The following is a 26565-nucleotide window of genomic DNA, read 5'->3' on the forward strand; positions in this document are numbered from 1 at the left end:
CCGGCGACCCTCGCGCGGCGCCCCTCACCACGTCACCCTCCCCATCACGGAGACCCCTTTCCCATGCACGCCACATCTGTGCTGTCCGCTGTCCAACTCGCCGTCACCGCCGCCCTCGTCGGATGGATGCTCACCGGGTTCACGAGCCTGCCCGGCAGGTGGCTGCGCTGGAGAATGTTCTGCCGCGCCCGCTTCACGATCATCACCCTCGACGGCACCAGGAACGGCCGCACCGAACCGGTGAACCCCTACCACTACCTCTCCCCGGGCAGCTTCCTCCTCAGCCCCGAGCGGCTCCAGACGATCATCAACCACCTGACCCGCACCGGCGGGTACGACCGCATCGACGGCCGCGGACGAGTCCTCTGCGCGCAGGGCGAGCAGCCGATCGAGGTGACCGACAGTGTGGTTCGTTGACGCCCTCGCCTCCGGCTTCCAGCACCCCACCGATCCCGGACGGCTCCACTTGTTCCGCATCCTCTACGGCACCGTCTGTACCCTGCGGTTCGCCCTCTCCTTCGGCCAGGACGGATGGGACCGGTTCACCCCCGGCTCGCTCAGCACCCACACCGCCGAGCAGCGCTACGGCCCCGCACGGGCCCGGTGCCTGACCGGCGCCTACCGGCCCGTGCTGATCGCCCGCACGGCCGCGGCCGCCGCCCTCGCAGCGGGCCTGGCGCCCCGGGCAGCGCTCGTGATCGTCCTGGCCGGTACCGCGATGGAACTGTGCTACCTCAAAAGCCCCAACGCCGTGCGCTACACCCTGCTCACCGGCGGCTGCCTCCTCGTCGCCGGCGACCTCGGCCACGGCCCGACAATCGAGCACGGCTCCAGCACGGCCAACACCTGGGCACTGTGCCTCCTCGTACTGATCACCACAGACGTCTACTGGAACAGCGCCTGGCACAAACTCACCTCCCCACAGTTCCGCACCGGCCTCTACCTGGCCCAATGGGTCCACACCTACACCCAGGTCAAAGACCGGCTTCCCTACCGGAGCCAGCACGCCATCCCCGCCCCCGTCCGCCGCCACATGGGCAACCTCACCAGCCGGGACGTCCGCCTGTGGCGCCTGGTGGCCACGACCGTCATCACCGCGGAAATCGCCCTGCCCCCCGCCCTGCTCATCGAACAGACCACGCCCTACGCCATCGCCACCGGCATCACGATGCACATCGCCTTCACCTGCCTCAAACCCCGCCAACTCATCACCTTCTCCGGCCTCACCACCGGCACCTACACAGCCTTCGCCCCCTGAGCTTGGCGTTTAACGTTGCAGGTCACCCGACCTGCAACGTTAAACGCCAAGCTGAGTGCCCTGCGCGGGTCTGTCAAACGAGCGGTGTAACCAGGGTGGTTGGAGTTACTGGCGGGCTGCGGAGAGTCGGCCGTCGAAGGTGATGTCGAAGGCGTTGAGGGCGGTCTTCCAGCGCATGGTCCAGCGGGCCTGGCCCTTGCCGGTGGGGTCCAGCGACATGATGGCCATGTAGACGCACTTCAATGCGGCCTGCTCGTTCGGGAAGTGGCCGCGGGCCTTGACCGCCCGCCGGATCCTGGCGTTCACGGACTCGATCGCGTTGGTGGTGCAGACGATACGGCGGATCTCGGTGTCGAAGCGGAGGAACGGCGTGAACTCCTCCCACGCGTTCTCCCAGAGCCGCACGATCGCCGGGTACTTCTTGCCCCAGGCATCGGCGAACTCGGCGAACCGGTCGAGGGCAGCCTCCTCGGTCGCCGCGATGTAGACGGGCTTGAGGACGCGGGCGATCTTGTCCCAGTCCTGGCGGGCGGCATAGCGGAAGGAGTTCCGCAGCAGGTGGACCACACAGGTCTGGACCGTGGTGCGGGGCCAGACGGTCCCGACGGCGTCGGGCAGGCCCTTGAGACCGTCGCAGACGAGCATGAGGACGTCGTTGACGCCGCGGTTCTTGATCTCGGTGAGGATGTGCATCCAGTGCTTGGCGCCCTCGCCGCCGTCGCCGGCCCACAGGCCCAGGATGTCCCGCCGGCCCTCGACAGTGACAGCCAGGGCCACGTAAATGGGCCTGTTGGCCACCGCCCCGTCACGGATCTTCACGTGGATGGCGTCAATGAAGATCACGGGATAGACGGCATCGAGCGGTCGGTTCTGCCATTCGGCCATGCCCTCGAGAACCTTGTCGGTGATCGTGGAGATGGTCTGCCGGGACACCTCGGCTCCATAGACCTCGGCAAGGTGGGCCTGGACCTCACCAGTCGTCAGCCCCTTCGCGGACAGTGAGATGACCATCTCGTCGACGCCTGACAGACGCTTCTGCCGCTTCTTGACGATCTTCGGCTCGAACGAGCCTTCACGGTCGCGTGGCACGGCTATCTCCACCGGGCCGACGTCCGTGAGCACGGTCTTGGCCCGGGTGCCGTTGCGGCTGTTGCCGCCGTTCTTCCCGGCCGGATCGTGCTTGTCATAGCCGAGATGGTCGGTGATCTCACCCTCGAGAGCGGACTCCAGCAGCCGCTTCGTCAGCTGCTGGAGCAGCCCGCCCTCACCGGTCAGCTGCAGGCCCTCGGCCTGAGCCCGGCCCACCAGCTCGTCAATGAGCCGGTCGTCCACAGACTTCGCCGACGCCGCCTCAGACGGCTCGCCGGGTTCAACCTCGGTCACGTTGTCGCTGGTCATCGATGCATCTTCCTTGATCAGGAGTTACACCGAACGTTTTACAGTCCCCCCTGCGCTGATAGGGGCCCGCCAAGGAATCTCGGCTGGTGCTTTACGAATGGGTGCAACTCTCCCAATAGGGTGACGTTGCATGGGCAAGGCTGCTTTGATGGGGCGAGCATCGGGTATGCCAGCGCAGCACTGCGCTGGTAACCGGACGGGTACTGCCGTCTCGCGGGCGCTGCCGGGGAAGGGACAGACAGTCGTGACCCCCCGAGATCACTCCCTGGGGCGTGGCCTCAGCCGCAGGTTGAGGCAGCGAAGGGCTACCAGTCTCGCAAGGTGCACTGCCGCCACGAGCCCCGCTTGTCGCCCGAGGCACTCGCGGGTCACACATAGTCGCTGGTCAGCTGGCTTAAGCAGTGCCCTGGGCAAGGCCCCCGCCCTGCCTGCCGCGCCTTCGCGATTGTCAGTGCCCGCCTCTATCCTGGTTGGCGTAGGGGGCGGTCGTAGACTGCAGATTTCTGCGACTGAAAGCCTGTTGCCAGGACAGGATAGAGACAGGGGGAGAGTCGTTGGAGACGGTGTCCGCGCTGCTGCAGGGGGCGCACGTGTGGGCACGCAGAGGGAGAGGCCAAGGAGGTGACGCGGGTGAGCAATGAGGCCGCAACCTTTGATGCCCGCGCGCTGAGCAGCCTGCTCTCCCGTAACGACGTCACTCCGTCTGTGTTGATAGAGCTCTTCGGATCGCCTGAGATCGGGGATGAGCTGCTGCAAGGCAAGCGTCTTCCTTCCCGGCGGGAAGCATCGCTCCTAGGGGCGCTGCTGGGAGTGGATCCCACCGTCCTGACGGGCGCGAAGAAGCCTTCACTTGGCGTGAGTCTGCGTCTGGGTACTGCGGAAGTCGAACACGATGTGGTCGAGCCGGTCGAACATGCCATGAAGCTTCTGGCAGCCGATCGACTGGCCGAGCATTGGGGCTTCACTACACCGACTGAAGACCTTTCCCGCTTTCCTGTGTCAAGAAGGCTGTACAAGCCGAAGGAAGATGGCAAGACGACTGCCGTCCGGCTAAGGGCTCAGCTCAATCTGGATCCGTTCGAGCCGATCGAGGATCTTACAGGCTTCGTTGAGGGCCTGGGGTGCCTGGTGGAATATCGGCCTTTGCCCACGAACGTTCACGGCATTTCAGTTCCAGAAAGTCGCGGGAGTCGCAAGACCTGGGCGATTCTCATTAATTCGAACGACTACTGGGCGCTTCAGCGATTCACACTTGCGCACGAACTGAGCCATGTCCTGTATCAGGACAGTGGGCAATTCATCATTGATCGGGCGCAGAATTCTCATGCCATTCCAGAGATCATCGCAGACTCTTTTTCTCGCCACTTCCTATTCCCGGAAGATGCACTGGAGGAAATTCTGGAGAAGCATGGCCCAGCGAAGGACCTGTCGGATGTGAACCAGGTCGTCGTCGATATCATGCTCTCCTACGGGATAAGCCGGCAGGCCACACTCAAGGCGCTGAGGGAGTCGCCGTACCCGCTGACGCCCTCGGACTCGCTGCTGGATCAGTGCGAGGACCTGGCGGTCGCGTCGATGATGGCCAGCGTGGGAGCTGGTGCAGCGTGGGCTCAGATGGCGGAGGCCGAGGGCCGACGGTACGCCTCACCCCGGCTGACCGACCACGTTCTGGCCGCGTTCGCGGGCAACGTCGTAAGTCTGCCGACGGTAGCCGACGTGATCGCGGACGGGGACGAGGGGGAGGCCGCGCGGCAGTTGAGCGCCGCGGGGTGGGACCTCGCCGCGACGCCAGAGCGGTAGCGGGCTGGGCTAACGCGTCAACGGTCACCGCAGAAGTGGCACACACCGGCGAGGGCGCGGCACCGGAAGGCGGAGGAGTCGGCCGGACGGACGTCGGCGGGCAACGTGCCGAAGTCGACCGTCATCTCGTTGAACGCTGTCAGGAGGTCTTCTTCCTTCATGTCCGGGTTCTCGCAGGCCAGTTCGGCGAGGATGTCGCGCAGGTTCCGCGCGGACACCCCCTGCCGCCATGCCACCCGGCTGGCGCCCCCGTCGTTGGTCAACACGATGGCTGTACCACCGGCCTTGATGATGTCGGTGGCGACGAGGATGCTCTCAATCTCGCCGTTATGGCGCTTCGCCCTGTCCGCATCGACGGGACGCCACACCGTACCCCGCCGCTCCGCCGCGGCGCGGTCGAGCTCCCGGAGCTGTTGCTGCACCGTGGACTCCAGCTCGGCCGACTCCTCGGAGGGCTCGAGCACGGTGATGGTCTTGTCGTCGAGCTTGGCGACGAGGCGGTCCGCACAGGCGCCCATCAGCACCAGGTTCCGGCGTGCACGGGTGACCCGCGGGACCCGCGCGATCTTGCGGATCTCTTCCTCGACCGCCGTGGCCACGGCCACCGTCTCCCCGTAGGACTCGAGAAACATCTCCAGGTACTTCGGGCGGTGGGCCAGGGCGTAGAGCATGCCGGTATCCGCCAGAGCAGTGGTGACGGGACGACGACGCCGGGGAAGTGACGGATCGACCGCGTACCGACGCGCCGGCGGCAGGGACGGCCGGGGCCGAAGGTTCGCGCCGCGGGGCAGCATCCCCCCGGGGGTGGGTAGCGGCCTATCCAACTACCCTCCCGTAACGCACTCGTACGACCTCGTGCCGATATGCTCCTCACGCAAGCCTAGCCCTCTGCCGGTCTGCCGTGCACGTGTTCTCCGTGGGGCTACTCGGACAAGCCCGTCTGCAGGCCAGTGCACGGCTCGTCATACACATGCGACTGCTCGCCAACACTGCTCTGGGCGTCCGCCGCGTCAGGGCACCACCGCCTGACGGGACACCAGGTGCACTGACGTCCGGGTGACGGGGACCATGCAGCGTCCCGAATCCAGGAACTGGCCCGCTGGCGGACCTCGGCCCGCGCCATGCGGACCACGTCCTGATCACGCTCCAAATCCCAGGAGAACACCCGTGTCTCCTCTGGAGTGATCACCTCTAGTTCAATTTTGGGAAGTCCTTTGGATTCACCGAAGGCATCTTTCGCGGTGAAGGCTATATTGATCAGCCAAGGGACCGGAAAGAAGCGATCGAAGGCGTCACTCTCGTCTGCAGGCATCTGCGTTGTCGTCTTAGTTTCGCGTACGAAAATTCTTCCGCTCGCGTCTCGGTAAACCAGATCAGGCTGGGAAGCGATCACCACGTCCGCGTTTTCATCGTATCCGTAGACCGAGGGTTCGACCGAAACAACTTTGGCACCATCATCGGACAATGGACACGAACGAGCATGCGCGATAAGGAACTCACGCACCTTGCCATATTCTTCTGCAGTGAGGGTTCCCGTGAATACCCCGGTCTGGCCGTAAGGCGCGACGTCCTGATCGGTACACCTGGTGCCGCGCGCGTGAGCTTGAGCAAGCCACCTATGGATGGCGCGGCCACGGTCCGACGCGTCCGACGAGGTGTTGTCCGCTGGCAGCCTGAACTCCGACTCGAGATACCAGCGGGAGGGGCATTTCAAGTACAGCTCGAGATCGGCAGCGCTCACCGAGCGGGTGTGCGTACCCGGCCGTCGCTGGCCAAGACAGCCCGAAAGGTCCTGCAGGCTGGGACAGCACCCCGCCAGCTTGCACTTCTGGCACGGCTGACCGGGGCGGTAGCCGACGGGCTCGACGAGGCCCCTGATAACAGGGCGTCCATGCGCCTCGTAGCGCGCGCGGACCTCATCCGGCGTGCCCTCGAAGACGACCGCGGTGGAGCCGTCGAACAAGCCGACCTCAACGACACGGATCCTCGTAGGCGGCATCCGCATCGGCACGCCGTTAGCGATGTAGGCGGCGACCGTCGCCCAGCGATCATGTTCCTCGGTGCTGCCGCGGGCCTTCTTCACGCGCAGTCGTCGGACCTCCCGCACTCCGTCGGCGCTGCAGTACAAGGTCGCCCAGACGATGACCTCTCTGCCCTGCCCGCCGATGACGGGGTCAAAGGCGACGAACCGCATCTCCCCGTACTGCGCAGCGAGTTCATCGTGCGCGTCCAGATACTGCTCCACCGCGTGCGCAACGTACCTTCTCAGCCCCGGATGGAGATCGGCACACTGTGCCATCTGCTCGCGGAGGGCTTCCTGCAACCCTTCCCAGGTGGCGGTGCGCTCATCACGGTGGAGCGCAACGATGATCTTCCGGATCACTCCGAGCATGAGCGGATCGTCGCCGTAACGTCGCTCCCAGCCGACCGCGGTGAAGCGTCGACGAGCCTTGGCCGCCGAGAAGACACCGCAGCGGGCGGCGTAGCTCTCCGCGTCAGAGGCCCATACCCGAAGGGCCCCCTCATAGCGGCTGAGCTGCTCCCGCGGGTCCAGGGTCGACACTGACCACACCCCCTATTGCGTGGACCATCAGGAGTTCCTGCAGACGCCGCAGTATAAAACCGGCACGGAGCATGGGGGTTTCGGTTTGACAGCGGCGACTTCGTCGCAGCACCAGGTCCACGGTGCGCATAGCGCACCCCGGACGCTGCTGCTCCCCGCCGTCACGCCGCCATCATGCAACGCTGTGCCTTGGGCCAACGAGCTGTACTGGGTTGCCTAATCACACCGGCCGGGCCGTGCCAGCTCTCCTATCGTCGTCTCCAAAGAGTTGAGCGCTGGTAGGAGATGTGCATGCTCCGCGCCGTAGGCAACCATGTTGCTGCCGGCTTCGAGGAACGCTCGTACGTCGGCATACTCAGCGGACAGCAGTGCAGATCCCTCCGGCGAGGAGAGCCGAAGAAAAACCCGTGGCCGTCCTCGCTTCCCAACGTCGGGCCAGACACTGACGTCGCCGAGCCCGTTTCTGCGTTCCAGGCCGTCTCTCAGGAGGTCCCTGGCAAAAATCCACACCGTTTCGCCCTGGTCGTCTGCCCGAAAGCGTGCTTCCACTGCGTAGGGGTCAGATACGCGATATGTCAGCCGGGTGTGCAAGCTTGAGGTCAGCGCCAGTGACTCGCGTTCCTCGATGTGGAGCAACATAGGCAGTTCGGCAGACAGTTCGTGCACCCCGCCAACCAGCGTCTGCCGCAGCGTCATTCCGCCTGAGGCGGCCGGTTGCCTCCGGTCCCGACCTGTTCTGCTGCTGTCTCGGGCGCAGCGAGGGTGTTGAGGCGCAGCACCTGTCTTCGGAAGCAGCAGTCCGCCGCCGACCGCCGTGTAAGCGCAGGTGGTGAAGCGCGCGATGTGGAGGCGTGCGGCCGGTGCAGGATGCACAAGAAGCCCCGTGGGTGTGGCACTGAACAAGGGCTGCGCGGGATGCGCCCATGGCTCGATCATGTGCCGCAGGTTCTGCAGTCTCTGCTGTTTCCGCCCCGCCCATGCCCAGCCGAGCGTGTGGAGTGTAGGGGATGCGTGCATCTGGATGTCCGGCGCGAGAAGCTGCATTGCCTGTCGGCATGCATCGGTGAAGGAGGGGATCGCCTGTGGTTCACCGCTTGGGCTGCGCAGCACGGAGACCAGCATGTCGTGCCATGGCTGCGTGTCCTGGCGCCTGGAGAAGATCACCGTCCCGTCGCCACGAGGGATGCCGCGTTGTGCTCTGCCTGACCTGACGGCTTCGTCGAATCCGCCCGTCGGCCTCAGTGTGCTGCGGAGTAGGTCGGCTGCCGAGGGATCCATCCAGAAGCGTGGTGCAAGTAGTTGGCGTCTGCTGCCGAGGCTGAGGTGCCGATAGGCGAGGAGAGCAGCCAAAACCGCGCTCTTGCCGGTGCTCGTTGCCCCGATCAGGATCCCGCAGCGCAATAGCTGGACTTCCTGCGCTGCCTCTTCCGCATCCGTGGGCGCGGCAGGGCGGCTGTCGGCTTCGTCGTCCGGCTGCGGGTATGAGGTGTTGTCGGGCATGCCGAGCGACTTCGGTGGCCGGCTGGCAGCGTGCGCCATACGGCGCCGGGCGGTGGCGGGAATGTCGCCGGTGGTGGCGACGACGTGCGGGGCTCCCAGGCTGGAAGCGTCGAGCAGCGCGTCGAATTCTTCATCGGTCGCAGCGAGGTGGTCCATGGGTTCGCCCTTCCGGACGGTCATCGTGCTCCCCCTTCCCCGAGGTCGGACTTCTCGGCCAGGTCGGTGAGGATGCGGGCGCGGAGTCGGCCGATGCGGCCTTCCAGCGCCTTCTCGGTCAGCCCGACCTCGGCGGCGGCCTGCTGCTGGGTGTGGCCCAGCGCGCGCAGGGCGAGTCCTCTGCGGACCTTGGTATCGGTGATGTACGGGAGGATGCGCTTGATTTCGTCGTGGGTGGCTGCGGCGTAGAAGGGGTCGGTAGCGCGCTGATCGGGGATGTCCCGGTCGCTGGACGCTCCGTCGTCGCTTGGGGGCAGGACCAGTTCAGCCTGCCCCAACTGCACGCCGCGGAACCAGCGGATATAGACGGTGCGGAAGGAGCGAATGGAGGCGCCGACGAAGTAGGTGGCCAGGCTGGCGCCGCCGTACGGGTTCCACTTGCCGCGGATGAGACCGTGCTCGAGGAACAGGTCCAGGCCGGCGACGACGGTCTCGGTGGCGACCTCGGAGCGGGCGTCGGCGTCCCAGTCGGGTGCGGTCATGTGAAGCGGGACGGGCCGGCCGGCTCGCCGGGACTGGGCGAAGATCTCGCCGGTACCCGTCCACTTGTTGATGGTCAGCCACCCGTACTCCATCAGCCGGGTGGTGGTCTTCTCGTAGCGCGGGCCCTGGAAGTTGTCGGCGCGCAGGATGTCGACGATGCGGACCTCTGCGGCACGGCGCGCAAGGCGGCCAGCTTCGTCGGAAGGGGTGGCGGCGAGTGTGTTCTCCAGGCTCAACAGGCCTGCGGTGCTGAGCTCCTCGAGCTCTTGGTCCTCCCGCAAGAGGCCCTGAAGGGCATCCCCCAGGCACATCTCATCCGGCACACTCGCTCCCTTGCGCTCTGCCGCCCCCGTGGGCCCGCTTTTCAGCCTGTCGCAGAGGTCATAGGCCCCGGCTGCACCTCTCCCCTCGCCCAAACCAAGAGAAAATTATGAGACTCACGTCACACCCTGGTGGGCGGGGGGAAAGCGGCGGCTGATGGCTAGAGCATTCACGACCACACGCCCCGCCCGGGGCGAAATGCCACCAAGAGAAGCGGACTTCACCATGACCCACGACACCCAGCAGCCCGCCGGCCAGCCGCTCCTCGGACTGCGCAGCGCCATCGTGCTGATGCTCGGCGTCCTCACCGGCACTGGTGCCGGCGTGCTGACCTACCTCGCCCAGAGCTCGCTGCCCGCCGCCGGCCTCGCCGCGGGTGCCGGCTTCGGAGTCGGCGTGATGTTCTTCCACGCCATCATCGGCTGACCTCGCCGCGAACCGGGGGGTCTTGGGGGCAGCAGCCGAGTCTGCGACTGCCGCCCCCAAGACCCCCCGTCTTGACGGCTGTCTGAGCCACTTGCAGGCGAAATGCCGCAGGTTCGGCTGACAAAGGTGACCAAGGCGACCACACTCTGTGTCTAACAGATCATCAGACGTATCGGGGGATGCCGCTGTGCCGGTGAACGCGGTGAGTGCGGGGAGAGTGCGGATCGCGGCGGTGAACGCGGACGACGAGCAGCTGCTGGCCGCTGTCATCGGCCTGGGCGACCGCAATCGCAAGACGCTGGGGTTTTTGCCGCACGCGGCGTTCCGGCAGGCCGCGCAGGCCGCCACGTTGCTGGCCGCCGTCGAGGGCAGTCGACTGGCTGGCTACGCCCTGTACGGCCTGCCCGGCGACCGGGTCCGCCTGACGCACCTGTGCGTCGACGACCACTACCGCGGCCAGGGCATCAACGCGGAGCTGGTCAACGCCATCTCCGAACGGCATGCCGACCGGCTGGGCATCACACTCAAGTGCCGCAAGAACTACGGCCTCGAGAAGATGTGGACCCGGCTGGGCTTCCAGATGCGCACGGAGGTCGCCGGCCGCGGCCAATCACGTGAACCACTGGTGGTGTGGTGGCGCAGCCACGGCCATCCCGACCTGTTCACCGACATCGAGTCGCCGGCGCTGGTGACAGCAGCGATGGACTGCAACATCTTCGCCGACCTGCACAGCTCGCTCCCACGAAACGGCGCGCAGGAAACCAAGGCCCTGGCCGCCACCTGGCTGGTGGACCTGCTCAAACTGGTCGTTCTGCCACAGCTCGTCGCCGAGATCCATAACAGCGGCCATGCCGCCGAACGCAAGGTCCAGATCCATGCGCTGATGGGCTATCACCACCCTGAACTCGAACAGATCGACGAGGACCAGGTCCTCAGGAACTTGATCGAGGCAGCCTGGGAAGACCTGGGCATCGAGCTGCCCCGCACGCCCAATGACAGCGCAGATCTTGCCTATGTCGTCCAGGCCCACGCCGCAGGCGTGCAACTGCTGGTGACCCGCGATGAAGGTCTGATCGCCCTCAGCCCTGTGGCGGAGAAGGTGTGCGGGGTGCGGATTTTGGGGCCGACCGACAGCGTGCTGGCCATCGATGAACTGACCCGCGCGCAGGCCTACCAGCCTGGCAGCCTGCTAGGTACTGCCATGACCACGGCAGCGGTCGCCGCCGGCCAGGAGCAGCAGCACTTGGTCTTCCTCAACAAGCCCGCCGGCGAGAAGCAGAAGGCCTTCAAAAAGCGGCTGCGGGACTTCGCCGCCCTGCCGGGCCGGTGGATTCGCCAGCAGATCACCGACCAGGACGGTCGGCTGCTGGCCACCTACTGCCACGAGATCCGCGACGGCGAACTGCACGTCTCGCTGCTGCGCGTGGACGAGCAGCATGCGCTCGGCGCCACTTTGGCCCGGCAGCTTCTGTTCCTGCTGCGGCAGCGCTGCCGCACCGAGGGCGTCGAAATCCTCCGTCTGAGTGATCCCCATTTGCAGCGGACAGTCCGGGCGGCCGCCGAGGAGGACGCCTTCCGCCCGGCCGGCGACAGAAGCCTCGTCGCGCTCGTCCTGGACCGGCTCACCGACACTCCAGCCCTCGACGCCCACGCGGCCGAACTCGCCGAACGGCTCGATCTGACGCTGCCTCCGCTCACCGCTCCGTTACCTGCCACCGCCGCGTCCGCAGTCGAACACGCCTGGTGGCCCGTGAAGATCACCGACGCCGAGCTGCCCACCTTCCTCATTCCCGTCCAGCCGCGCTGGAGCTACGAGCTGTTCGGCTACCCCGAAGGACTCCTCGCGCGCGACCACAACCTCGGCCTCAGCCGCGAGCACGTCTACTACCGTGCCCCGCTCCCGCGCGGGGAGAGCGCCCCGGCACGCATCCTCTGGTACGCCAGCAGCGACGACACCATGAAAGTGTCCGCTGTCTTTGCCTGCTCCAGACTCGAGCAGTGCGTCATCGACGACGGCGAGCGCCTTTACGGGCAGTTCAAGCACCTCGGCGTCTACCGTCGCAAAGACGTGCTGGAAACTTCCGAGAAGTACGCGGGCCAGGCGATGGCCCTGCGCTTCTCCGACACCGCACTGTTCCCATCCACGGTGTCCCACCGGCGACTTGTCGAACTCGGTGCCAGGCACGGGCAGAAGGTCAACGTACAGTCGGTCTCCAAGATCTCACCCGACCTGCTCCGCGCCCTGTACGAGGAAGGCCACCGACTGCGGTGAACACCCCCGAACGAGCCCTGCTGCTCTCGCTCCACCCGCGGTTCGCCACAGCCATCCTCACCGGCACCAAGACCGTCGAACTACGGCGCCAACGCGTCGCCGTCCCCCCCGGCACACCGGTAATCATCTACACCACCTCACCCGTCATGGCACTGACCGGAACAGCCCGCCTGACCGGCGTGGACACCGCCGCCCCCGGACAGATCTGGCGCCGCCACCGCAAGAACTGCGGCATCAGCAAAGCCGAATACACCGCCTACATGGACGGCGCAGCCCGCGCCTCCGCCCTCCTGTTGGACTCCCCCCGCCCGCTGTCCAGCCCGGTCCCCCTCGACCACCTCCGCACCACCAGCGCCTTCCACCCCCCACAGAGCTACCGCTACCTCACCACCGAGACACTGCAGCACCTGGTCGCCGGACACGACGCCGCCGACGAACTCCTCGACCAGCTCCCCACGCCACCTCCCCGCCCTGGTAAACCTCACGTCGCTCCCCCACACCCCACGCCCGCGCGAACACCCGACCCCCTGCGCTCGGCAATGCTCGTCACCAGCGCGCCTACGCGATAACCCGCCCGAAAGAGCGTCCGCGCCGTCACCGCGCGGGCGCAAGACACGCGCCGAACGGCCGTGGCCGGGACATCCCGCTGAAGAGGCGTCCACCGCCGGGAGCGGCCCTGACTTGGCCCGTTCCTGGCCGTCGACTACACCAGCCCCCACTGCACATCTGGATCCACACCACCACCTTCCCTGGCGAACGCGCCCGCCCTGAACGACAGACGCGAGAGTGTGGTGACATGCCCCCTCATCCCGGCCTCCTGCGGACCGCTCCTCTGCAGGGTGAGACGACCGCGTCGCTGATCTGCCGCTTAGCCGGCAGCTACGGGCTGGAGGCGAAGACGCTGCGCTCCTGCTGGCAGTGGCGCAACTACCCTCCGGGGCACGACGGCGGGGGCGCGCGGGCCGACGCCGAGGTGCTGCTCAACGCAGTCGGACGGCAGCTTCTGGCAAGCCTGTGCGGCGTCGAGGAGAACGTCCTGGCCCGGGCGTTGCCGTCCTGGGGACAGGAGGACGCCAAGCTGTCGGCCGGAAAGGACGGGGTGCCGTCGGCGGCGTGGCGGACCGGGGGCGCGGTCGCCGGGCCGGTGGCGTTCGGCTGCCGCCTGTGCGCGGCCCGGCGTACGGGGACGGCCGTGCGGGTGGTGCGGTACGTGCCGCGATGGGAGCGGGTGTGTGTCCGGCACGGCCGGTGGCAGTTGGATGCGGACGCCGACCAGCCCCTCGAGCACCTCGACCTGCGGGATCTGCCGGAGGTGACCGCGGCGCAGCGGCGGTGGACCAAGGTGGCGCGGCGGGCGGTCCGGGCCGGAGCCGAGCCGGCAAGGGTGTTCGCCCTGTCGCATGCGGTGGTGGCCCGGTGGTGGGAGCAGGGCCTGCATTGGGAGCGGGAGACGATCTGGCCGCGGCGGCTGCACCAGGTCGCGGGCGGTAACGCCGGCGGTGATCTGGAGCGGTGGCGGATCGTGGGGCGGGACGCGGTCGTCTTCCCCGAGGTGGTGGCCGTCGCCGACGCGCTGCTGGACCCGGCCATGGCCCAGCTGGCGTGGACCGACAGCGGCGCCAAGCAGCCACGGCCACTGCCCGCCGACGGCGCGTTTTGCCGCCGGCTCGGCGAGCGGGTGGACCGCCCGTGGCTGGGGCCACTGGCCGCGACCGACTACGGCGGCCCGCTGACCTCCTGGATGGGCAGCGTCATCCGTCTGCGCCGCGGGACTGGCGGACCACCCGGATACGACAACGACCCCTGGTGGCTGCGCCAGGAGAACCAGAGCGCGACCATGGCCGGGCAACTGCGGGTGCTGGGCAAAGAGAAGAAGGCGCCCGGATCGGGGAGGATGTGGCGGGCGACGGTGTCCGCCGAACAGCGGGCGCTGATCACCCGGGCGATCGAGGGCGCCGAGGAACAGCTGCTCCAGCTGCGCAGAGTGCAGACCGGGCCCACCGCCGACGTCGCCCGACAGCTCCTGCGCAACCTTCGCCACAGTGCCACCCTCATCGAGAATGCCTGGAAGCGGACTGCCTTGGCGGCCGCGAACGCCGGGATGCCCCTGGAAGAGGTCGCCCAGTGGGCGGGAATGTCCGCCGACGCCTTGACGGACATGCTGGCGGCCAGCCACGAAGACGGCGGGTGAAGGACCGGCGGCAGCGCGCGGGCAGCTTCCCGGAGGGCTCGTCAACTGTTAGCGCATGCGGTGCCCGTTCGTGGCAGGAATCCCCAAAACCACCCTGCCTGCACGCGGATACAGCTTGGCTGAAGCAGGTGATCAACGCAGATACAGCCGGGCCGGGGAGCCGGAACGGGCGGATGACGGCCGCTCGCGGGGCCGGCTTCGAGGCGGTCTTCCTCGACCCCATCGGGCAGGTGGTCCAGCAGCGGTGGGCGGACGCCGCCCTCGCGGTGGCGTTCGAGGACCTGCCGCCGGTGTCCGCGTTTCCGGTGATCCCGGGGCGGCGGTGGGGACCTGGCCTGTGGTGGTCGGCCACGACCGGACGGCACGTGTCGGCCGGCTCGAACGCGATGCGCACCCAGTTGATGGTCCTGGACCGCGACCCGGACGTGACCGCCCTGGCGGGGCAGCCGGTGCGGCTGCTGTGGCGCAACCCCCGCGGGCAGGTGCGTTCCTGGGTGCCGCAGCTCTTCGCCCGCTACACCGACGGCACCGCCCTGCTCGCCGACTGCCCCAGCCACCCCGACGCCGGCGGCGAACGCGCCCTGGGCGCCGCCCAGGCCGTAACCGAGGCGTGCGGGCACATCGGCTGGACCTACCGCCGCCTCCCACCGCTCGACGACATTCTGGCCGCCAACCTGAAATGGCTGGCCGGGTACCGCCACCCCCGCAACGCCGGCCGCCCCGGCCTGACGGCGGCCGTCCTCGAGGCGTTCGCGCGGCCGCGGCCGCTGATCGAAGGAGCCCAAGCAACCGGCGACCCGATCGAGGTCCTCCCCGCCGTCTTTAATGCCCTGTGGCACAGACAGCTGACGACAGACCTGGATACGCCGCTGCACGAACGCGCCATGGTCGTCAGTCCCGGCTCCCTCCCCCCTGCCGATGCAGGCGTGACGGCGGGCTGCCTTCAGGAAGAGGCCGGTGAGGGGGAGGACGGCCACGACGAGGAGACCCAGGACATCAGCGAAACCGCGGAGAACGCGGACACGGACGCAGGTGGCGATGAGGCCGGCGCCCGGCGCGGGGAGGCGGTGTGAGCAACGGGCGGCCGACGGTGGCGGTCGGGGGGCATGTCCGTTTCCGCGGATCGCGGTGGCAGGTCGTCGCCCTGGCCGGACAGCGGGTACATCTGGCCAGCGAGGACGGCAGCGATGAGACGGTGCTGGCGGGGCATCTCTTCGCCGACCCAGGCTTCGCCGTGCTGGGAGCGCAGGCGGAAGTGGAGCAGCCTCAGGCGGTACCGCGGTGGGGGCTGTTCGAGACCGCCCCGGCCGCGGCGCGGGAGAAGGCGCTGGCCTGGCAGCGGCACGTGAGGGAAGTCGAATGCGGTCTGCCTGGCGGGCCCGGCAGCGGTGGGGCGGTGCGGGAGCAGTACGACCCCGAACGGCACACGCTGGCCGAGCGGGAGCAGGCCAAGGCCGAGGAGCTGACCGCGCTCGGCTTCGGCCGGGTGTCGCGTACGACGGTGCAGCGCATGCGCCTCGCGTACCGCCAACAAGGGCTGTGGGGGCTCGTCGACCACCGCACGACCCGAGGCCCCAGCCTCTCAGGGCGGCAGGACGAGAGGGTGGTCGCCGCGGTCAAAGACGTGCTGCGCAAGCAGCGGGGCCGCTCCAAGGGCACCGTCAGCGCGCTGATGCCGCGGGTCGCGCAGGTCCTTCAGGACCGTCACGGCACCAGCGTGTCCATGCCGGCGCAGGCCACCTTCTACCGGCTTGTCCGCCAGCTCGCCGGGCCCGCCGACCATCCCGCACGCCCCGTGCGCACCCCACCCATCACCGAGGACGGACGCGGCCACACCCCCACCGTCGCACTGCGGCCCGGGGAGCAGGTGCAGATCGACACCACCCGCCTGGACGTCCTCGCCCTGTTCGACGACGGGACGCTCGGCCGGCCCGAGATGACCATCGCGGTAGATGTCGCGACGCGCGCGATCCTGGCCGCTGTGCTGTGCCCGGGCGGCACGCAGGCCGTGGACGCGGCCCTGCTCCTGGCTGAGATGGCCGTGCCCCACCCGGCCCGCCCCACCTGGCCCGACGCCCTGCGCTTCGCCCACACCCAACTGCCCGCCCACAAGCGGCTGCTGACCCTGGACGAACGCCTCGAGAAGGCGGCCGCCCGCCCCGTCGTGATCCCTGAGACGATCGTCGTCGACCGGGGCAGAGTGTTCCTGTCCCGGACGTTCACCGCCGCATGCGAGTCCCTCGGCATCAGCGTGCAGCCCGCCCCGCCCTTCGCTCCCACCGCCAAGGGCATCGTCGAGCGCACCTTCGGCTCGATCAATTCGCTGTTCTGCCAGCACCTGCCCGGTTACACCGGCTCCGACGTCACCCGCCGCGGCCGCGACGCCGAACGCGAAGCGTGCTTCACGGTCGCGCAGCTGCAGGACCTGCTGGACGAATGGCTCGTCCACTACCACCACCGGCCTCACGAAGGGCTGCGCCATCCCGTGCTGCCCAGGGCCGCGCTGACGCCGAACCAGATGTGGGCTGCCCTCATCTCGGTCGCCGGCTATGTACCCGTGCCCCTCACCAGGGACGACTACCTCGAACTGCTGCCGGTGCGCTGGCAGGCCATCACCGAACGCGGCATCCGCCTGAACCACCGCACCTACGACTGCGACCTGCTGGGCCCGTACCGCGGACAGCCCTCCCCCATCGCGGCGCGCGGCGGGAAGTGGGAGATCCACACCAACCCCCACGACGTCCGCCAGATCTGGCTGCGCCTGCCCGACGGACAACTGGCCGAGATCCCCTGGATCCACCGCGCCCACGTCCACCGGCCGTTCAACGAACAGACGTGGCAGCACATCCGCACCACCATCACCCGCCACACCGGCCCCACCGGGCCCGACAGCCTTGAGGCCGACCTCGCCGACGCCCTCGACCAGCTCATGCGCCGCGCCCGCACCGGCCATGCCACCAAGGCCGAACACCGCCTGATCACCCGCACCGCACCTGCCAGAACACCCCTGCCGCCACCGCGCTCAGAACACGACCAGCAAAAGCAGGAACCGCCAACTCCCACCCCGGTGCCCGGGGCGGACACCGACAGCCTCGACCATCTCGACGACACCCCCGATGAGCCCCAAGACCTCGACCAGGACGCCGAGGAAAGCGACGCCATCATGCCGGCCGTCCCCTACACCGGACTCGGGCTCTACGACGCACAGGCAGAGGCACTGAAGTGGTGAACACCCAAGGCACCCACGGGAAAAGCAGCCGCGACCGCGCACTGACCCCCGATACAGCAGACACGACAGGGCCGTCCTGGCCGGTGACCACCTGGCAGGGCTGGCAGCATTTCGCCACCACCCCACCACCGACCCCACCCCAGCCCGGCCAAGCGCCCCGCAGCCCGGAAGAACGCCTCGCCTACCACTCCGCGTTCGTCACCGTCCGCACCCCCGCCATTGACACCCTCGCCCGCCACGTGCGCACCCTGATGATCCTCGGCCGCCACCAGACCACCACCGCACGCCCCTCACTGATCGTCACCGGCCCCGCAGCCGCGGGGAAACCCACCGCGCTGCTTCACGTCGGGCGCACCTGCCACCTCGCCCACACCCACCGCAACCCCACCCCGCCCGGCCACCACCCTCAAGTGCCGGTCGCCTACGTCCTCGTCCCGCCCGGCGCCACCGCCAAGACCCTCACCGCCGAGTTCGCCCGCTACCTCGGCATCCCCGTAACCACCCGCATGACCCAGGCCCAGATCACCGACGCCGTCTGCCACACCTACAACACCGTCGGCGTCCAACTCGTCCTCATCGACGAGATCCACCGCCTCAACCCCCGCACCACCACCGGCGCCCAAGCCGCCGACCTCCTCAAAGACCTCACCGAACGCATCCACGCGACCTTCGTCTACGCCGGCATCGACGTCACCACCACACCCCTGTTCAGCGGGGTGCGCGGCGCCCAACTCGCCGGCCGCGCCACCCTCATCACCTGCGGCCCCCTCCCCGCCCGCCACGGCCAGACCCGCCCCTTCACCGACGTCATCACCGACCTCGAAAACGCCCTCGACCTCGCCTCACACCGCCCCGGCGTCCTTCCCCGCCACGCCACCTACCTCCACCAGCGCACCGCCGGCCGCATCGGAAGCCTCACCCGACTCATCCGCCAAGCAGCCATCACCGCCATCACCGACGGCACCGAAAAAATCACCAAAGCCGCCCTCGACGCGGTACAACTCGACCACCTCGCCGAACAACAAGCCCGCGCCACACCAAGGCACTGACAAACCCGACCACGAGAGGCCGGGCCACTCCCGCAACGAGCGGAATCAGCCGTACTCAGCCGTTCAGGAACCGACACGGGCCGATCACTGCGAAACTCTGCCCGACAAAGCAGTCGCACCGAACGGGGGACGTGTAGCTGTGGCAAAGCCGACGAACCGCAAGGGGCATTACCGGGCAGGGCACTACGTGAAGCCGTCGTCGGCGTCCAGCCGGTGGAAGAAGCCGTCCACTGGCCTTGTCCTGGTGGTCGCAGTTCTGGCCATCGCTGGGTGGAACACCCTGTTCGGCAGCGAGTCCGACGACTCGAACACGACGCCTCACCCCCAGCCATCAAGTTCCTCGGCCCCTGCAGTCTCCGGTCAGTGACCCCGCTCCCGGCGGAACACCGACAAACGCCCCGGCCATGCCCTTCTCTTCTCGGGCGCGCCGCCCTCGGAAGCTGCCGGGCTCGCCGCCTGAGCTGACGCGGTCTGCGCGCGCAGCTGCTGCCATACGGCCTGCCACTGCGTGATCTGATCGCCGGGAACGCCGCAGGCCGAGAGGTAAGCGGCCGTTGTACTCCACGTGGCGGGAAGCGAGCCGCGGTTGAGCAGACGGCTGACGGCACCGGCCGATATACGCCCGGCAGAGCGCTCACTGACCGCCTGCTGGGTCAGACCGCTCACCACGCGCACACCCGCGAGAGCGGTGAAGAACCCCGTGACCGTACGGATCGCACGCGGATCCGGCCACGACCGCTCCCCGGTGCCCCCACCAGGCGCAGCAGTGACTGGTGCGGCGGGCAGAGCCGCGTGATTGCGTCCAAGCGCGACCTGAGCACCGCTGTTACGGTCCCGGGCCTGCGGAACAGGGTGCCCCCGCGCCTCCAGCGTCAGACGCACATGCCGATAGACAGCCGCGAGATCCAGCAGCACGGGACCGCCGGGTATCCCGCGACGCAGCGTGTCGAGCAGCGCCCCGGTGAAAGCCGTATAGGTCTCCCCCACCGGCGCCAGGGCGGTACGAGTCTCAGCCGCAGCCGCCAGGAGGAAGCTGCCCTCCACCGCGGCCTGGTCGGCAAGCGGCGACCCCGCACTCATCCTTCCCAGGGCCAGACCGCTGTAGCAGCAGTCCAGAATCACGACATGACGCTCCGCCCGGGAATCCAGCAGGAGAACCTGACGCAGCCAGTCATACGGCAGACCGGTCTCCACACGCCCGAACTCCGTGTGCGTCAGAGCCAGAGTCAGCTGATCCTGCACATCCACCAGGCCGTGCCCGGCGAAGTAGACCACCAGCGTGTCGGTAGCCTCGGCGGCCGCCCGCCTCACCGCACCCACCACCGTGTGCGCGGCCACCGGATCCTCGACAACGGTCACATGCCCGGTGGGCAGTTGCAGAGACAACGGGCCACACAGGAGATCGGCCATGGCCTGCAGATTGTTCGAAACAGCCGGCAGCTGCTCCAGATGCTCATAGCGGCCCGTGCCCACCACAACCGCCCGCGAGGCCCCCGGATCGGGCAACACGCTCACCGACCACCGCCCTCATCACGGGCGGCGGCATCAAGCGCCCGGACCGCCCGCTCGATCTCCTCCTCGGAACAGTCCATGAGGACGACGACCGTGTCCCCGCGGCGGATCTCCACCCGCGGCCGCTGCGGCCGGGACTGCCGCCACGCCACCACCGCCAAAACGAACGACGCCGCACTCCACCCATTCCCCGTCACCAGCTGCAGCACCTCAAGCCCCGTGCCCATCTCCCCCGGCCCAGGCACACCACCCCGTACCTCAACCGCGGCCGACCGGCGCACCTCAGGATCCGCACGCAACCAGCCCTGCAACGACCGCAACTCCCCCACAGCCGACCCGACCCGCACCTGTAACCGCACCCTCGCCCTCCCCTGACCGGCGTGCACCCAACCCGACCACCATGCACAACCGATCAAGAAAACCGCTACAGGACAACACCCCCACCGACCAGGCAAAACACCCCTGACCAGGCAAAACACCAATCAAACCCTTAGACGCAGAAGCCACCCACAACACCCCGGCCATTCCCACTGAAACCCCCACAACCCCAGGTCACCGCCCCCACAGCCCACCAAACGCAGTTATCAACCAACCACCAACACCCCAGCTCACCCACCACCCCACACACCAACTACCCCCCGCCTCAGCGACAGCCCGGCCGGACAGGACGGCCGCGGCCTGCGGTCCCGCGCTTCCTTCGCACGTTGCGCGGGACCGCACTCATCGCGGAGCACCGCAGCTCGAGGACGGGGATGCCGGGAACGGCGCCGAGCCGGCACCGAGGGCGGTGCCGGCTGGGCGGGTCGGCGGGCGCGGGCCAACGCGCCTGCCGGAGAGTCCTGAAACGGGTTCGGGCTTGCGACCAGGGCCGTCAGGAGAACGCCGGCGGCTTGGCCGTCGGCGTTGTGCTGGGACCACCGTCTTTCTGATGGGGCCTGGGCCGCAAGTCGGCTGGAACAAACGGTGAGCCGCCCAGGGCGCTGTGCGCGCGGACGGCGACGTCGCCGGCACGGTGGGCGGGGGCCGGCGAGGCGGCGGATTTCGTGGCGGAGCGGGGAACATCCGCGAGGCCAGGAAGCCACATAACGGATAGAAGGTGCGCCGGGGTGGGGCGGCGGAATCCGGGATCGTGGAAGGCTGTGTGCCGCGCAGCCCGCAGCGTGGCAGGGCCAACTGCCTTGCGGGACGCGTCACTTTGCGACCAGAGCCCGGGTCCCGGCATGCCGCCGGCGGCCCCTGTCAGGACGGAGTCCTGCACGCCATGAGCCATGTCCCCCTCCCCCGCCCGGCCGGCCCCGCCCCGGCCTGTGCCTGTCCCTCCGCCGCCGCCGTGCCGCCAACAGCCCGCGGCATCGAACCGGACGGTACCGCCGGGCGGTTCGGGCCCACCCACGCGCTGATCCTGCTGATCGCCTTCCTGGGGCTGGGCTGCGGCCTGTTCCTCGCCGGCACCGAGCTGGACACCGTCCTTGTGCTGCTGGGCGGCTGCGGGGCGATCGGCGCGGCCACGCTCGCCGCGGCCAGCGGCGGCCGCCGCCTGATGACGGTCCTCGTGGAGACCGCCGTGCGCTCCGGCGCGGGCAGGTAGGCGGCCGTCCATGACCCGTTCTGCTGCCGACGGCGCACCGCAGCGCCCCTACGCTCACCTCGCGGAACACCTGGCCGAGCTGCGCCGGGCCGCCCGGCTGCCCCAGCGCACCCTGGCCGAAGCCGCCAACATCTCCCGCGGCGCCGTCCAGCGCGCCGAGTCCGGCACCGCCGCGCCCACCGAGGCCGTCCTCGACGCCTACCTGCACGCCTGCAGGGCCGGCGAGGCCGACCGGGCCCGGGCCCGCCTCCTGCGTACCCGCGGTCGCACCGCACAGCGCGACAAGCTCCACGAGCTCAAGGCACCAGCCCCCGAGTTCATCACCACCAAGCGGGACCTCGCCCTCGCCCTCGCCGAACTCTACGAACGAGCCGGCGCCCCCTCCCTCAACGACGCCCGCGTCCGCAAGCTGCTGCCACGCACCACCGCCTGGCGGATCGTCAACCGCAAGGGCCTGCCGGCCAGCGCCGAGCAGCTGATCACGTTCCTGAGCGCCTGCGGCATCAGCCGTCCGGCCGCACAGCGCCCGTACATCGACGCCTACCACCACGTCATCACCCAGCGCGGCACGCGCCCCGCGCCCCCACGCACACAACGCATCGACGGCCGCATCTACCGGACACCCCTGGCGTACAGCGGCGGGATCTACACCGAGATGAGCTCCGAACTCGCCGCCACGACCGCCGACCTCGCCCGGCTGTTCCCCGCCCGCGTCCTCGAAGAGGCCTTCACCACCACCCTGCAGCATCACGCCGGCCGCGATGCACACCGCAACGGCGCCACCCCACCCCGCTGGATCACCACCTCTCACAATCTCGACCGACTCACCGCCCGCGCCCCCGACCACGCCGACGACCTCGTCGTCCGCTCCAGCGATGGCAGCACGGCCCGTTACCAGGTCAAGCTCCACCTGCGGCGGCTCGGGCCGCCCCCGGCACTGTCAGGTGTCCGGGCCCCCACGCCACCGCCACGACCGGCTCCGGCCTCCCGCGCTTCCTGACCACCGCCGCAGGCGAGCGGCAGCCGCGCCCAGGTACTGCCCGCGCGGCAACACGCGGGGCCGGGTGCCCGAACCAGCCCGTGGGGCCGCCTCCTCCGCGGGCACCGCGTTCCGGCACGCATCTTGAGGGCGTCGCTGTGGCCGCAGAGACCGCCTCTGGGCCGACCATGCGCTGCCGGGTGCGCCGGGAGGGTCAGGCCTCCCCCGTCGGCTCGGCGGCGAGCCGGGTCGCGGTCCGGGGCCGTCAGGTGCGGGCGGCCTGGATCTCGCCGGCGTCGATCAGCGCCCGGCGCAGCCGCTCCGTCTCGGCCGGGCGGTCGGCCGCAGGCAGGGCCACGGCGGCCTCGAGCAGGGTTCGGGTGTGACGGCGGACATCGGTGTCGCGTTCGAGGCCGGGGGCGGGCCAGGTGAGCAGGTGTGCGGCCAGGAGCAGGGCATCTGGGCTGTGGGGGTGGCCGGCGGCGCGTTCGGCGACCTTGGCGGCGTTGTCCTGGGCGGGCATGAGCCGTGCGGAGGCGATGCCCGGATCCGCGCCCCTTCCGGCCGGCAGGAACCGCCTGCGCGGCGGGAACGCGGGCCGGGTGGGCGGCGAGTGACGGCAACTGCCCGCCACCCGAGGCCGGCCCGCGGTCTCCTGGGACAGGCGGGCCGGCCTCAGGACGACGGGCCCGCCAGCAGACCGTTCAGCACCCCGGCCCGGTACGACACCCGCGAGGTAAGGGGGCGCGCCAGGTGCCGCATCGACGCATCCGCCGGCCACTGGATGCGCCCGTTGGGCAGTTGCAGGACGAGGGGGGCGCCGGGGGCCAGGACATGGAAGTTGTCGGCCTCGTAGTACGGGGCCAGGTGCGGTTTGTGGGTGTGGATGCCGCCCAGCATCGCCTGGTAGCCCTGGCGGGTGTAGGAGCGGACCAGGTGGTCGACGAGCTGGTGGCCGAGGCCCTGGCCGCGGGCGCTGTCGGCCACGGACACCGCCTCCAGCTCGACGAGCGCCCTTGCGAGCAGCAGGCACAGCGGTCGGCCCAGGCCGGCTTGCATCTCCATCAGCCACTGGACCGGCGGGATCGCGTGCGCCAGGCCGACGAGCCGCCCCGCGGGCTGCTCCTGGGCGAGCAGCAGGGTCGCGGTGCCGAACTGCGGCGGCAACTGCCAGCCGGTGCGCATCCGGTCGATGATCTCCTCGGGCATCGCCTCGTCGAGGAAGTCGACCGGCTGCAGCAGCGCGCGCACGGCCTCGGGGTCGTCGTCGGGGGGTGGCCGGGCGGATCAGGTAGCGACCGTGGGCCTCCGGCGCTTCGGCGCTGCCCGGCCGCGGTTCCCCTGGCGCGCTGCGGCGCTCTGCTCGGCGTCGAGAGGCTCGTCCCATGCCGCCATCGTGCCTCAACCACAGCATCCGACGGCCGAGTTGGCCATGACGGTACGCGACCGGGAGCCGGGGCCGGGAAACTGAACGACTGGACGGAAACGTCTGTCAGCGCGTCGGAAGCAGGGCGGCATCGGCTATCGTCGCCGGTGGTGCTGGACACGCACGCACCCAGACCGCCGGAGATGCTCCCACGCAGCCCCGGCCCACAGGTCGAAGGCCCGCCGGACAGGGATACCGGCACCCCGGCACCCGCCGGGCGGGGACCCGTGCAGCTTGACCGCGCCCTTCTTCGTACGGCGCGCAGGCGTGGGCGGCGCGCCGGGAAGTGACCACTGTGAGCCGTCGTCGCACCAGCTCCGATCTGACCGCCCGCGCCCGGGAGCTGGCCGGCCGGGCCGGCATCCCCTATTCCGCGGCCCTGGCCGCGCTGCGCACCCCGCGCACCGCGCGCTCCACCGGCCCAGCCGCGCCGGACCACACCGCGGCCACCGGCCTGCCCGCACTGGATGGCCTGCTCGGACCGCTCACGCCCGGCACCCTGACGGTGCTGGCCGGGCGGACCATGGCCGGCACCACCGCGCTGCTGCTGGGCATCGCCCGCCACCACGGACACCGCGGCCGGCCTGTCATCCTGGCCGAGCTCCAGAGCAGTCCGCACGCGACGATGCGCAGCCTGCTGGCCGCCGAAGCCGGCCAGGACCTCGACCGAACGGCCGACTACGCCCCCGACCGGCAGATGGTGGCCGAAGCAGCCGCCCGGCTGCACGGGATCCCGATCCGCCTGCTCACCCCCGACGGCTCCAACGCCGTCAGCCGGCTGCGCGCCGAAGCCGCCGCCGGCGGGGCGGGACTACTCCTCGTCGACACGCTCCGCCTGGCAGCCGGTATGGAACCCTCCCCTCCCCTGCCTGGCCAGAGCGCCGCCGAACTCGTGGCCCTCGCCCGGGACCTGGATGTCCCCGCCGTCGCCACTGCCCACCTGCGCCCCCAGCCCGGTGACGGTGACAGCCGGCCCCGGCCCGACGACTTGGACGACCCCGGCGTCCTCGCACACGCCCACCGCCTGGTCCTCCTGCACCGCCCCGCCCGCCTCGGCCCCCTCCCCGGCCAACGCGACCTCGTCACCCTCCACGTCGCCCGGCCCGACGGCACCGAGGCGGGCACCACCACGATGCTGTTCGAACCCGAATACCACCGCATGGTCGCCCCTCCCTGCACCTGACCCGGCCCACGGCGCAGACCTGCGGGAAGAGGAACGCGCGCGCCCGCCGGCCGCCCAGGAGCCGGGCAGCCGGCGGACAGTGGTGCCGCTCGGCCCGGGCGTCGTTTCACGACGGCCGCGGGTGTCGCCTGCGGCCTAGAGCATGGTCAATGTCAGTGACTCCGGGAATCGGTGGGCCGGCCCCCGACAAGATGGAGGCCGTGAAAGAAGACGTGCAGCGATCCGAGGCCATGCTGGCCGGTGCCCTGGTGATCGGCCCCCGGGAGATGCCCGAAGGGCTGGAGCTGAGCTACCCCGATGCATGTACACGGCTGGGCCTCCAGCCCCGGGCCCAGGGGTACGTCTTGTGGGCTCTGCTCCGGCTCGACGCCCGCACCGGGCAGATGACGCGTTCCATGCTGGTCACCACCCTGGTCGACGACACGCGCACCGCGCTGTCGGTCTGGCGCATGGGAGTGGAGTGCGCGCTGCCGGACCTGGTGGGCGACCAAGGCCCAGCACTGATCACTGCCCTGGACGACTGGCCCCTGCCCATCACACCGGTGCCGCAACTCGCTGATCCGGCCACCTTCGACGACGAGTAGACGCGCTGCACAAGGCCATGCACGCCACAGCCCGGCAGTCGTCCAGGATGCCCTCCCGAAACCGGCGACGCCGGTCCTGCTGCCCTCGCCATGGCATCCGTGCTCACTGGGAAACGCCTCCCCCAGACACGCGCAGAGCCAACGGGGCGATACCCGGCATCGGTGGAGGGTGGCGAGCAGGCTGGGCGGGGCATCCACGATGACCGGGCCCAGAGATCCACCTCGCGGCCGACGGCCGGTGCCGGCCACTGGCGTTTGCCCTCACCGCCGGCCAGGCCGGTGACGCACCCGCCTTCACGGACGTCTTGGCCCGCTTGCGTGTTCACCTGCGCAGACGTGGCATCCGTGCGGTAATCCCGGAACGGGCCGACCAGCAGGCCAGCCGGCGGCAGCGCGGACAGGCGGGCGGCAGACCGCCGGCTTTCGACCGCGAGGCATGCAGCAACGCAACACCGTCGAGCGGTGTATCAACCGCCTGAAGCAATGGCGCGGCATCGCCACCCGCTATGAGAAGACCGCGACCATCTACCTCGCCGGACTTCACGTCGCGGGCATCTTCCTCTGGTCCGCCCGCTGATCCAAACGAA

At 69.4% G+C, this 26565-nt stretch carries 23 protein-coding genes and 1 pseudogene; 15 read left to right on the forward strand and 9 right to left on the reverse strand.

All coding sequences use genetic code 11. The annotated features are described in order from the left end of the window. The first annotated feature begins 63 nt into the window (after positions 1–63). Positions 64–417 carry a hypothetical protein gene (locus STRBO_RS0124960; RefSeq protein WP_020114998.1) on the forward strand — a complete coding sequence of 118 codons (354 nt, stop codon included), beginning with the start codon at positions 64–66 and terminating at the stop codon, positions 415–417. Beyond that, positions 404–1258 (forward strand): hypothetical protein, encoded by an 855-nt coding sequence (locus STRBO_RS0124965; protein ID WP_005477233.1) that lies wholly within the window; start codon positions 404–406, stop codon positions 1256–1258. Before STRBO_RS0124960 ends, STRBO_RS0124965 begins: the two co-directional genes overlap by 14 nt. 105 nt (positions 1259–1363) lie before the next feature. On the opposite strand, the gene STRBO_RS0124970 is transcribed toward STRBO_RS0124965, so the two are convergent. Further along, on the reverse strand, positions 1364–2656 hold the full coding sequence (locus tag STRBO_RS0124970; RefSeq protein WP_005477235.1) for an IS256 family transposase: 1293 nt from the start codon (positions 2654–2656) through the stop codon (positions 1364–1366). A gap of 630 nt (positions 2657–3286) precedes the next feature. On the opposite strand from STRBO_RS0124970, the gene STRBO_RS42150 reads away from it, so the two are divergent. Then, a complete protein-coding gene (locus STRBO_RS42150; protein ID WP_078531407.1) occupies positions 3287–4456 on the forward strand; it encodes an ImmA/IrrE family metallo-endopeptidase in 1170 nt (389 codons plus the stop codon). Positions 4457–4473: 17 nt separating this feature from the next. Here STRBO_RS42150 and STRBO_RS0124985 read toward each other — a convergent pair whose 3' ends face one another. The 4 genes from STRBO_RS0124985 to STRBO_RS0124995 all read right to left on the reverse strand — a co-directional run bounded on the left by STRBO_RS0124985 (position 4474) and on the right by STRBO_RS0124995 (position 9541). Further along, entirely contained in the window at positions 4474–5127 is a 654-nt protein-coding gene (locus STRBO_RS0124985; protein ID WP_020115001.1) for a hypothetical protein, read from the reverse strand. 251 nt (positions 5128–5378) lie between these two features. Beyond that, positions 5379–7019, reverse strand: a complete 1641-nt coding sequence (locus STRBO_RS0124990; RefSeq protein WP_020115002.1) for a PD-(D/E)XK nuclease family protein — start codon at positions 7017–7019, stop codon at positions 5379–5381. Between the two features lie 216 nt (positions 7020–7235). Further along, the gene (locus STRBO_RS42155; RefSeq protein WP_005477242.1) at positions 7236–8699 is read right to left on the reverse strand and encodes an SsgA family sporulation/cell division regulator; all 1464 of its coding nucleotides are present in this window, start codon (positions 8697–8699) and stop codon (positions 7236–7238) included. Beyond that, complete coding sequence (locus tag STRBO_RS0124995; protein WP_158690957.1) at positions 8696–9541, reverse strand: hypothetical protein; 846 nt, start codon at positions 9539–9541, stop codon at positions 8696–8698. Before STRBO_RS0124995 ends, STRBO_RS42155 begins: the two co-directional genes overlap by 4 nt. 223 nt (positions 9542–9764) lie before the next feature. Here STRBO_RS0124995 and STRBO_RS0125000 point away from each other — a divergent pair, with 223 nt between their 5' ends. The 7 genes from STRBO_RS0125000 (at position 9765) to STRBO_RS0125030 (ending at position 18706) form a co-directional block, all read left to right on the forward strand. Next, positions 9765–9965: a hypothetical protein gene (locus STRBO_RS0125000; RefSeq protein WP_005477246.1), complete on the forward strand. Its 201-nt coding sequence runs from the start codon at positions 9765–9767 to the stop codon at positions 9963–9965. A gap of 187 nt (positions 9966–10152) precedes the next feature. Then, positions 10153–12237 (forward strand): GNAT family N-acetyltransferase, encoded by a 2085-nt coding sequence (locus STRBO_RS0125005; protein ID WP_245170619.1) that lies wholly within the window; start codon positions 10153–10155, stop codon positions 12235–12237. Next, positions 12234–12806, forward strand: a complete 573-nt coding sequence (locus STRBO_RS0125010) for an ASCH domain-containing protein (protein WP_005477249.1) — start codon at positions 12234–12236, stop codon at positions 12804–12806. Before STRBO_RS0125005 ends, STRBO_RS0125010 begins: the two co-directional genes overlap by 4 nt. Before the next feature lie 227 nt (positions 12807–13033). Then, positions 13034–14428, forward strand: coding sequence for a TniQ family protein (locus STRBO_RS0125015; protein ID WP_005477250.1), 1395 nt, complete (start codon positions 13034–13036; stop codon positions 14426–14428). 173 nt (positions 14429–14601) lie between these two features. Then, positions 14602–15501 carry a TnsA-like heteromeric transposase endonuclease subunit gene (locus tag STRBO_RS0125020; protein ID WP_005477251.1) on the forward strand — a complete coding sequence of 300 codons (900 nt, stop codon included), beginning with the start codon at positions 14602–14604 and terminating at the stop codon, positions 15499–15501. Beyond that, complete coding sequence (locus STRBO_RS0125025; RefSeq protein WP_005477252.1) at positions 15498–17657, forward strand: DDE-type integrase/transposase/recombinase; 2160 nt, start codon at positions 15498–15500, stop codon at positions 17655–17657. Before STRBO_RS0125020 ends, STRBO_RS0125025 begins: the two co-directional genes overlap by 4 nt. 83 nt (positions 17658–17740) lie before the next feature. Continuing rightward, positions 17741–18706 (forward strand): TniB family NTP-binding protein, encoded by a 966-nt coding sequence (locus STRBO_RS0125030; protein ID WP_005477254.1) that lies wholly within the window; start codon positions 17741–17743, stop codon positions 18704–18706. A gap of 360 nt (positions 18707–19066) precedes the next feature. Here the strand turns inward: STRBO_RS0125030 and STRBO_RS0125040 are convergent, their stop codons facing one another. Together STRBO_RS0125040 and STRBO_RS0125045 are read right to left on the reverse strand one after the other, a co-directional pair. Further along, on the reverse strand, positions 19067–20221 hold the full coding sequence (locus STRBO_RS0125040; protein WP_020115004.1) for a caspase family protein: 1155 nt from the start codon (positions 20219–20221) through the stop codon (positions 19067–19069). Then, a complete protein-coding gene (locus STRBO_RS0125045) occupies positions 20218–20697 on the reverse strand; it encodes an effector-associated constant component EACC1 (RefSeq protein WP_319239509.1) in 480 nt (159 codons plus the stop codon). The genes STRBO_RS0125040 and STRBO_RS0125045 overlap by 4 nt, the downstream gene beginning before the upstream one ends. A 782-nt stretch (positions 20698–21479) precedes the next feature. On the opposite strand from STRBO_RS0125045, the gene STRBO_RS0125050 reads away from it, so the two are divergent. Together STRBO_RS0125050 and STRBO_RS0125055 are read left to right on the forward strand one after the other, a co-directional pair. Beyond that, positions 21480–21806 (forward strand): hypothetical protein, encoded by a 327-nt coding sequence (locus tag STRBO_RS0125050; protein ID WP_005477261.1) that lies wholly within the window; start codon positions 21480–21482, stop codon positions 21804–21806. Between the two features lie 10 nt (positions 21807–21816). Then, entirely contained in the window at positions 21817–22806 is a 990-nt protein-coding gene (locus STRBO_RS0125055) for a helix-turn-helix domain-containing protein (RefSeq protein ID WP_005477271.1), read from the forward strand. A 244-nt stretch (positions 22807–23050) separates the two neighbouring features. Here the strand turns inward: STRBO_RS0125055 and STRBO_RS40525 are convergent, their stop codons facing one another. Both STRBO_RS40525 and STRBO_RS0125065 read right to left on the reverse strand, forming a co-directional pair. Continuing rightward, positions 23051–23308, reverse strand: a complete 258-nt coding sequence (locus STRBO_RS40525; protein WP_020115006.1) for a hypothetical protein — start codon at positions 23306–23308, stop codon at positions 23051–23053. A 152-nt stretch (positions 23309–23460) separates the two neighbouring features. Continuing rightward, a complete protein-coding gene (locus STRBO_RS0125065; RefSeq protein ID WP_005477278.1) occupies positions 23461–24036 on the reverse strand; it encodes a GNAT family N-acetyltransferase in 576 nt (191 codons plus the stop codon). A gap of 470 nt (positions 24037–24506) precedes the next feature. Between STRBO_RS0125065 and STRBO_RS0125070 the strand changes: the two genes are divergently transcribed. From STRBO_RS0125070 to STRBO_RS44980, 3 genes and pseudogenes are all read left to right on the forward strand, one after another. Beyond that, on the forward strand, positions 24507–25394 hold the full coding sequence (locus STRBO_RS0125070) for a DnaB-like helicase C-terminal domain-containing protein (protein WP_005477279.1): 888 nt from the start codon (positions 24507–24509) through the stop codon (positions 25392–25394). 212 nt (positions 25395–25606) lie between these two features. Further along, positions 25607–25978, forward strand: coding sequence for a hypothetical protein (locus tag STRBO_RS0125075; RefSeq protein ID WP_245170620.1), 372 nt, complete (start codon positions 25607–25609; stop codon positions 25976–25978). A 212-nt stretch (positions 25979–26190) separates the two neighbouring features. Then, positions 26191–26555, forward strand: a pseudogene (locus STRBO_RS44980) (transposase); the annotation flags it as partial. Positions 26556–26565: the final 10 nt, after the last annotated feature.

The sequence above is a fragment of the Streptomyces bottropensis ATCC 25435 genome (genome assembly GCF_000383595.1).
Lineage (GTDB): Bacteria > Actinomycetota > Actinomycetes > Streptomycetales > Streptomycetaceae > Streptomyces > Streptomyces bottropensis.

Bases quoted from the DNA above. Each gene is read 5' to 3' on its own strand.
- STRBO_RS0124960 (WP_020114998.1), top strand. From the start codon at position 64: ATGCACGCCACATCTGTGCTGTCCGCTGTCCAACTCGCCGTCACCGCC.
- STRBO_RS0124970 (WP_005477235.1), bottom strand. From the start codon at position 2,656: ATGACCAGCGACAACGTGACCGAGGTTGAACCCGGCGAGCCGTCTGAG.
- STRBO_RS0124985 (WP_020115001.1), bottom strand. From the start codon at position 5,127: ATGCTCTACGCCCTGGCCCACCGCCCGAAGTACCTGGAGATGTTTCTC.
- STRBO_RS42155 (WP_005477242.1), bottom strand. From the start codon at position 8,699: ATGACCGTCCGGAAGGGCGAACCCATGGACCACCTCGCTGCGACCGAT.
- STRBO_RS0125000 (WP_005477246.1), top strand. From the start codon at position 9,765: ATGACCCACGACACCCAGCAGCCCGCCGGCCAGCCGCTCCTCGGACTG.
- STRBO_RS0125015 (WP_005477250.1), top strand. From the start codon at position 13,034: ATGCCCCCTCATCCCGGCCTCCTGCGGACCGCTCCTCTGCAGGGTGAG.
- STRBO_RS0125020 (WP_005477251.1), top strand. From the start codon at position 14,602: ATGACGGCCGCTCGCGGGGCCGGCTTCGAGGCGGTCTTCCTCGACCCC.
- STRBO_RS0125050 (WP_005477261.1), top strand. From the start codon at position 21,480: ATGAGCCATGTCCCCCTCCCCCGCCCGGCCGGCCCCGCCCCGGCCTGT.
- STRBO_RS0125055 (WP_005477271.1), top strand. From the start codon at position 21,817: ATGACCCGTTCTGCTGCCGACGGCGCACCGCAGCGCCCCTACGCTCAC.
- STRBO_RS40525 (WP_020115006.1), bottom strand. From the start codon at position 23,308: ATGCCCGCCCAGGACAACGCCGCCAAGGTCGCCGAACGCGCCGCCGGC.